This is a genomic window from Kineococcus sp. AC630 (genome assembly GCF_979255925.1).
The window spans coordinates 1-6856 of record NZ_CEEDMJ010000051.1 but is presented as its reverse complement, the minus strand read 5'-3'; the positions used below and the strand labels follow the sequence as shown (position 1 = coordinate 6856).

At 74.3% G+C, this 6856-nt stretch carries 5 protein-coding genes; 2 read left to right on the top strand and 3 right to left on the bottom strand.

Going from position 1 to position 6856, the window contains the following annotated elements; genetic code table 11:
- Positions 1-96 precede the first annotated feature (96 nt).
- Together AC0I8G_RS25795 and menE are read right to left on the bottom strand one after the other, a co-directional pair.
- A complete protein-coding gene (locus tag AC0I8G_RS25795) occupies positions 97-348 on the bottom strand; it encodes a PLD nuclease N-terminal domain-containing protein (RefSeq protein ID WP_471732494.1) in 252 nt (83 codons plus the stop codon).
- Between the two features lie 57 nt (positions 349-405).
- Positions 406-1569 (bottom strand): o-succinylbenzoate--CoA ligase, encoded by a 1164-nt coding sequence (gene menE / locus AC0I8G_RS25790; RefSeq protein ID WP_471732493.1) that lies wholly within the window; start codon positions 1567-1569, stop codon positions 406-408.
- A gap of 207 nt (positions 1570-1776) precedes the next feature.
- On the opposite strand from menE, the gene AC0I8G_RS25785 reads away from it, so the two are divergent.
- A complete protein-coding gene (locus AC0I8G_RS25785; protein ID WP_471732492.1) occupies positions 1777-4182 on the top strand; it encodes a putative bifunctional diguanylate cyclase/phosphodiesterase in 2406 nt (801 codons plus the stop codon).
- Between the two features lie 115 nt (positions 4183-4297).
- A complete protein-coding gene (locus AC0I8G_RS25780) occupies positions 4298-5809 on the top strand; it encodes a putative bifunctional diguanylate cyclase/phosphodiesterase (RefSeq protein ID WP_471732491.1) in 1512 nt (503 codons plus the stop codon).
- A gap of 22 nt (positions 5810-5831) precedes the next feature.
- Here the strand turns inward: AC0I8G_RS25780 and AC0I8G_RS25775 are convergent, their stop codons facing one another.
- Positions 5832-6773: a 1,4-dihydroxy-2-naphthoyl-CoA synthase gene (locus tag AC0I8G_RS25775; protein WP_471732490.1), complete on the bottom strand. Its 942-nt coding sequence runs from the start codon at positions 6771-6773 to the stop codon at positions 5832-5834.
- Between the last annotated feature and the right edge of the window lie 83 nt (positions 6774-6856).

Genomic DNA, 6856 nt, shown 5'->3' with positions numbered 1-6856 from the left:
GGGGAGGAGGGGAGGGGCAGTTCAGCGGGGTCCGACACGAGGGTCCATCGTGCCAAGCGCAGCGGTGGAGGGGCGCGCCGGGTCACCCGCGCGCGGTCACAGCTTGCGCAGGAAGTCCTCGTCGTCGTCCGGGCCGCGCGGCGCCGGCCGGGGCCGGTGCACGCCGGGGCCGATCGGCCGGCCGGCGACGAGGTAGGCCAGTCCGCCCGCGAGGGGGAAGAACAGCACCAGCAGCAGCCAGCCCCACTTCGGCAGGTTGCGGACCGCCCCGTCCGGCGCCTGCACGATGCTCACGACGCAGTAGACGGTCAACGCCAGGACGAGGACGGCCGGCAGGACGGAGCGCATGCCCCAGGATCGCACCGATGCGCCCGGCCACCAGCCACGCTCGTCGGGGCGCTCTCGTCAGGGGGAGCCGCCGGCGAGTTCGCGCAGCCGGGTGCGGTCGGGTTTGCCGGGCCCGCGCAGCGGGAGCTCCTCGAGCAGCAGCAGTTGCCGGGGGGCGGCGTGGCGGGCCACGACCGCGCTGACCCGGGCCCGGACCTGCTCCAGCGACGGCGCCGTCCCGCTCGCCACGATCGCGGCGACGACCCGCTGACCCCACTCGGGGTCGGGGACGCCCACGACGACGACCTCGCCCACCCCCGCCAGCCCGGTGAGCGCCTCCTCGACCAGGCCCGGGGCCACCTTCAGCCCGCCGGTGGTGATGAGGTCGTCGACCCGGCCGAGCACGCGGACCCGGCCACCCTCGAGGACGGCGGTGTCGTCGGTGCGGAAGGCGCCCCCGGCGAAGGCGGGGTGCCGGGGCATCCCGCGGTACCCGCGGGCCAGCACCGGCCCGGTGAGGGTGAGCCGGCCGTCCTCGAGCGTGGGGACGACCCCGGCCAGCGGGACGCCGTCGTAGACGCACCCGCCGCTGGTCTCCGAGGAGCCGTACGTCGTCACGACCCGGACCCCGGCGGCCCGGGCCCGCTCGAGCAGGGCGGTCGGGGTGGCGGCCGAGCCGACGAGGACGGCGCGGTAGCGGGCGAGGGCGGCGCGGGCCTCCTCACCGGCGTCGAGCAGGCGCACGAGCTGGGTGGGGACGAGGGAGGTGAGGAGCTGGGCCCCGGTGGTCGCGGCGGTGGCGGCGACGAAGGCCTCGGCCGTGAAGGGACCCGGGGCGAGGACGACGGGCTCGGTGCCGGCCCGGACGGAGCGGAGCAGGACCTGCAGACCGGCGATGTGGTGGGCGGGCAGGGCCAGGACCCACTGCTGGCGACCGTCGCCGGGGGCGAGGCGCCGCGCGGTGGCGGCGGCGGAGGCCCGCAGCGCGCCCGCCGGCAGCAGCGCGCCCTTGGGGGTCCCGGTGGAGCCGGACGTCGCGACGACGACGGCCGTGGGGTCGTCCGGGTCGTCCTCGCCGGTGGCCAGGGGGGTCCCGGTGCGCAGCGAGGGGTGCGGGCCGGTGCCGGCCGCGTGCGGGTGCAGGGCGTCGGGGAGCTCGCCGGCGAGAGCGGTGGCCAGCAGGGGCAGCAGCTCGAGGACGGCGTCCCCGGTGGGGACGGGCAGGGGACGCAGCGCACGCACGAGCGCAGGGTAGAGCCCGGGTCGGTGCTCAGGAGAAAACTACTCGGCGTACCGTAATCCTCGCTGTGTGTGAGTCTGTGCAGGTCGGGGGCGGTGTGGAGCTGCTCCGATCAGGTGGAACGATTTTCTGATCATCCTTCGAGCGTGACCAAGCGGTCTCGGAGTGTCAGGATGTGGCCCGTCCTGGCGAGCTGGAGGAGGTGACGGATGAGCAGTGGCGTGCGTGACCGTCGCCCGGTGTCCAGCGTGGTCTACGACGGCGTCGTCACCCTGGCGGCGCTCGTCACGACCGTGGTCGCGGCCGTCCACTTCGGGCAGGCGAGCGCTGGGCCCGACTGGAAGGACCTCGTCCTCTGCGTGGTCATCGGGCTGCCCCTGATGCAGTTGCTGACCCGGTTCCCGTTCCAGATCAACACCCGTCACGCCGGCATCGAGGTCCAGTTCGACATCGGTGTGCTGATCTTCCTGCTCTGCTTCGCCGACCCCGCGACCGTGGCCCTCACGTGGTGCCTGTGCGTCATCCCCACGAACCTGCTGCAGAAGAAGAGCTGGGTCAGCCGCGTCTACAACGCGAGCATCGGCGTCCTCTTCCTGCCGACGGCCCTGCTCGTCCTGCAGCTGCTCGGGACGTACGGGGAGGTGGAGCCGGGCATCAGGCACGCGGGTGAGTTCCGGGCCGTCCCGGTCCACATGACCATCGCCGAACTCGTGGCGGTGGCAGCGGCCGTCGTCGCCGTCTTCGTCCTGGACGTCGCGGTCTCCGCCGTGTCGGTCGCGATCCAGGAGCGGACCTCGATCAAGGCCGAGCTGCTGCACACGGGGGCCTGGCTGGCCGTCGGCACCAGCGTCGCCGTGGGCGGGCTCGGCTACCTCGGTGGACTCGTCGAGTCCCGGCTCGAGCCGTGGGCGGCCGTGCTGCTGGTCATCCCGATGATCGTGACGATGGTGGCCACCCGCGCCATGCGCATGACCCGTGACGTCGCCCGGCGCAGCGAGGCGCTCTTCGAGGCCGCCACCGCCCTGCACACCCAGGGCCGGCGCGCCGACCTCGCCCGCGCGCTGCAGAAGCACGCCCGGATGGTCGCCGGCACCCCCGCCGCGATGGTGCGCTCGGTCGGACCGGGCGAGGACGAGATCGGTGTCCCCGTCGTCGCCGGCGACGGCGTCGTGCTCTACATCACCGCCCCCCGTCGCCGGGACTCCACCCAGCGCGCCTCCGACGAGAAGGCGCTGGAGGCCCTGGCCTCCGTCGGCGAGGCGGCGTTCTTCCGCGTCAGCGCCAGCGAGGAGATGCACGGGCTCGCCCGCCGCGACGTCGTCACCGGCCTGCCGAACCGGCTGCAGTTCTCCGAACGCCTCGCCCAGGAGCTCGAGCGCGCGCGGGCGGCCGAACGCCTCGACCGGCTCGTCGTCCTCTACCTCGACCTCGACGGCTTCAAGGGGGTCAACGACCGCTTCGGCCACGACGCCGGCGACGAACTCCTCCGCCTGGTCGGGTCCCGCCTGCGCGACACCCTGCGCGGGGGCAGCACCGTCGCCCGTCTCGGCGGCGACGAGTTCGCCGTCCTGCTGCCCGACTGCCTCGACGTCGAGGGGCTGTGCCGCCGGGTCCTCGTGGCCCTGCGCGTCGAGGTCCGGATGCGCGGGCACGTCCTGCGCGTCCAGGGCAGCATCGGCCTCTCCCGCGCCCGTCCCGGCGACGACGTCGGCACCCTGCTGCGCAACGCCGACACCGCCATGTACCGGGCGAAGGCCACCGGCAAGAACCGCTGGGTGGAGTTCCGCCCGGAGCTGCTGGAGGAGGAGATCGCCCGCCTGCAGGTCATCGAGGACCTCCAGCAGGCGCCGGCCGAGGCCTTCGTCGTGCACTACCAGCCGATCGTGGACCTGCACAGCGTCGACCCCGCGAGCCGGATCGTCGGGCTCGAGGCGCTCGTCCGCTGGCGGCGCGACCGGGGTGGAGCGGTCGAACCCCTCGTCGGCCCCGACGAGTTCATCGGCCTGGCCGAACGTTCCGGCACCGTCGTGGCCATCGGCGACTCGGTGCTGCGCCAGGTCGCCCGGGACTCCGCGGCGATCCAGCAGCACGCCGGGCGTCGTCTCGACCTGATGGTCAACGTCTCGCCCGTGCAGCTGCGCCACCCCGACTTCACCGAGCGGGTGGCCGCCGCGGTGCGCCAGACGGCGTCCAGCGGCTGCCGGCTGCACCTGGAGATGACCGAGAGCGTCATGATCGACGACGACACCGTCGGCCGGTTGCGCGACCTCGCCGAGACGGGCGCCCAGCTCACCATCGACGACTTCGGGACGGGTTTCTCCTCGCTCGGCTACCTGCGGCACCGGCCGTTCTCCTCGTTCAAGATCGACCGCAGCTTCGTCCGGGACATCGCGACCGAACCCACCGCCCGCGCCCTGGTCGAGGGCATGGTCAAGATGGGCCAGGCGCTGGGCCTGACGATCGTGGCCGAGGGCGTCGAGCACGTGGAGCAGGCCGAGATCCTGCGCGAGATGGGCTGCCAGCTCGCCCAGGGTCACCTGTATTGCCGGCCGCTGGCGCTGGAGGACATCCAGGACGTGCTGGCCGGCCCGGTGGCCCGCCCGCTCAGCGCGTGACGCCCCCGGGTGTGGGTTCCGCCGTCCCGGGGTAGTTCCTCCAGGACAGCATCCGGCCGGTCGATCACCTCAGGGACGATGGACCGGGTACCGGAACGGCGAGGGGAGCGGCGACGTGGACACCTCCCTCAGCCTCGCCCTGCTGCTGTCCCTGCTCGTGGTCATCGCCGCGGTGACCGCCGCCGTCGTCCTCGCCCTCGTGTGCCTGCGCCAACGCCGTGCGCTGCAGCGGTTCCGGGTGCGCGTGCGGGTCCTCGAACGGAGCTCCGAGGTGGCCGCGCCCGAGACCGACCCCGTGACGGGTCTGCTGACCGGCGCCGGGTTCGCCGTCTGCGTCGCCACCGCCCAGCGCGAGGCCGGACGCGGGGGACACCCCAGGGCCCTGCTGCACCTCGGCCTCGACGGGTTCCGCGCCTTCAACTCCGCCCACGGCCGGGCCGCCGGTGACACGGTCCTCGTCGAGGTCGCCGACCGCCTGCGCAGCGCCGTCCGCGGCGGCGACGAGATCGGGCGCCTCGGGGGCGACGAGTTCGCCGTCCTCCTCGCCGACCCGACCGCCGCGCTCGACGTCTCCGTGCGGCTGCTGGCCGTCCTCGCCGCCCCCCACGAGGTCGGCGGGAACCGGGTCTCGCTCGGGGTCAGCATCGGGGTCGCGCACAGCCACGGCGGCCACGACGAGGGCCTGCTGGGGGCCGCCGAACAGGCCGTCGCCGAGGCCAAGCTCGCCGGCGGCGGGTGCGTGCGGGTCTGGGACCCCTCCACGGCCCTGGCCCGGGGGGCGGAACTGACCCGGGCGGAGTCCCTGCGGCGGGCGGTCGCGGGCGGCTCGCCCGCCGACGGCGCCCTCGAGGTCCACTACCAACCCGTGGTCGACGTCGAGTCCCGCGTCGTGAGCGGGGTCGAGGCGCTGGTGCGCTGGCGCGTCGACGGTCGCCTGGTCCCGCCCGACGACTTCATCGGCCTCGCCGAGCGGTACGGGATCATCGCCGACCTCGGCCGCGCCGTCCTGGACCGGTGCGCGCAGGACGCCCCGCAGCTGTGCGAGGCCGCCGGGCGCGACCTCGTCGTGGCCGTCAACGTCTCCGCCCCGCAGCTCGCCGACCCGCTCCTGCCCGCGGCGGTGGCCGAGGCCGTCGCCCGGCTCGGGTCGCGCCCGCTCGTGCTCGAGATGACCGAGAGCGTCCTGGTCGCCGAGGACGCCTGCACCCAGGACGCGCTCGACGCCCTGGTCGGCGCCGGGGCCCACCTGACCGTCGACGACTTCGGCACCGGCTACGCCACGCTGGCCTACCTGCGCCGTCGCCCGTTCACGGCGTTCAAGATCGACCGCTCCTACGTCCGGGACATCGAGTCCGACCCCCGCACCCGGGCGCTGGTCGAGGGCCTCGTGCTGCTCGCCGCGACGATGGGCCTCGGCCTCGTCGCCGAGGGCGTGGAGACGTCGGGCCAGGCGAAGCTGCTGCGCGAGATGGGTGCCCCCACCCACCAGGGGTTCCTGCACGCCCGGCCCGCACCCCTCGCGGAGGTGCTGCCGTGCATCCGCGAGCTGGGCGAACGGTTGCACCGCTCGGGGGACGAGTACGACGAGCCCGTCCGACCCGCCGTGTCCCCCCGCGTCGAGCCCTGACCGTTCCCGTCGCAGAACCGGCTCAGAAGTACCAGGGGAAGGGCGACCAGTCCGGTTCGCGCTTGCCGAGGAAGGCGTCGCGGCCCTCGACGGCCTCGTCGGTCATGTACGCCAGCCGGGTCGCCTCACCGGCGAACACCTGCTGCCCGACCATCCCGTCGTCGAGGGCGTTGAACGCGAACTTCAGCATCCGCTGCGCCGTCGGCGACTTCCCGTTGATCTCCGCGGACCACTGCAGCGCCGTCGCCTCGAGGTCGGCGTGCGGGACGACGGCGTTGACCATGCCCATGTCGTGGGCCTGCTGGGCGGTGTAGGGGCGGCCGAGGAAGAAGATCTCGCGGGCGAACTTCTGCCCGACCTGGCGGGCCAGGTAGGCCGACCCGTACCCGCCGTCGAAGGAACCCACGTCGGCGTCGGTCTGCTTGAACCGGGCGTGCTCGGCGCTGGCCAGGGTCAGGTCGGCGACCACGTGCAGGCTGTGCCCGCCGCCGGCGGCCCACCCGGGGACGACGGCGATGACGACCTTCGGCATGAACCGGATGAGCCGCTGGACCTCGAGGATGTGCAGCCGGCCGCCCTCGGCCTTCGCGCGCACGGTGTCGACGGTCTCGGCGGTGTCGCCCTCGGCGTACTGGTAGCCGGACCGGCCGCGGATGCGCTGGTCCCCGCCGGAGCAGAACGCCCAGCCGCCGTCCTTCGGGCTCGGCCCGTTGCCGGTGAGCAGGACGCAGCCGACGTCGGGGGTGCGGCGGGCGTGGTCGAGGGTGCGGGCGAGCTCGTCGACCGTCCCCGGCCGGAAGGCGTTGCGGACCTCGGGGCGGTCGAAGGCGATGCGGACCGTCCCGCGGGCCGGGCCCTCGAGCACGCTGCGGTGGTAGGTGAGGTCCTGCAGGTCCTCGAACCCCGGCACCTCCGCCCAGGACGCGGGGTCGAAGGTCTCGCTCACACCGTTCAGGGCCGACACCCTCCGCACCCTAAGCCCGCCCCACCCGTGGTCCCGCGGGGAATCCCGGCAAGATCACGGATGGGGGATGGGGAGGGGGGTGC

Excerpts from the sequence above, each read along its gene's own strand:
- AC0I8G_RS25785 (WP_471732492.1), top strand. The coding sequence starts at position 1,777 with ATGAGCAGTGGCGTGCGTGACCGTCGCCCGGTGTCCAGCGTGGTCTAC.
- AC0I8G_RS25795 (WP_471732494.1), bottom strand. The coding sequence starts at position 348 with ATGCGCTCCGTCCTGCCGGCCGTCCTCGTCCTGGCGTTGACCGTCTAC.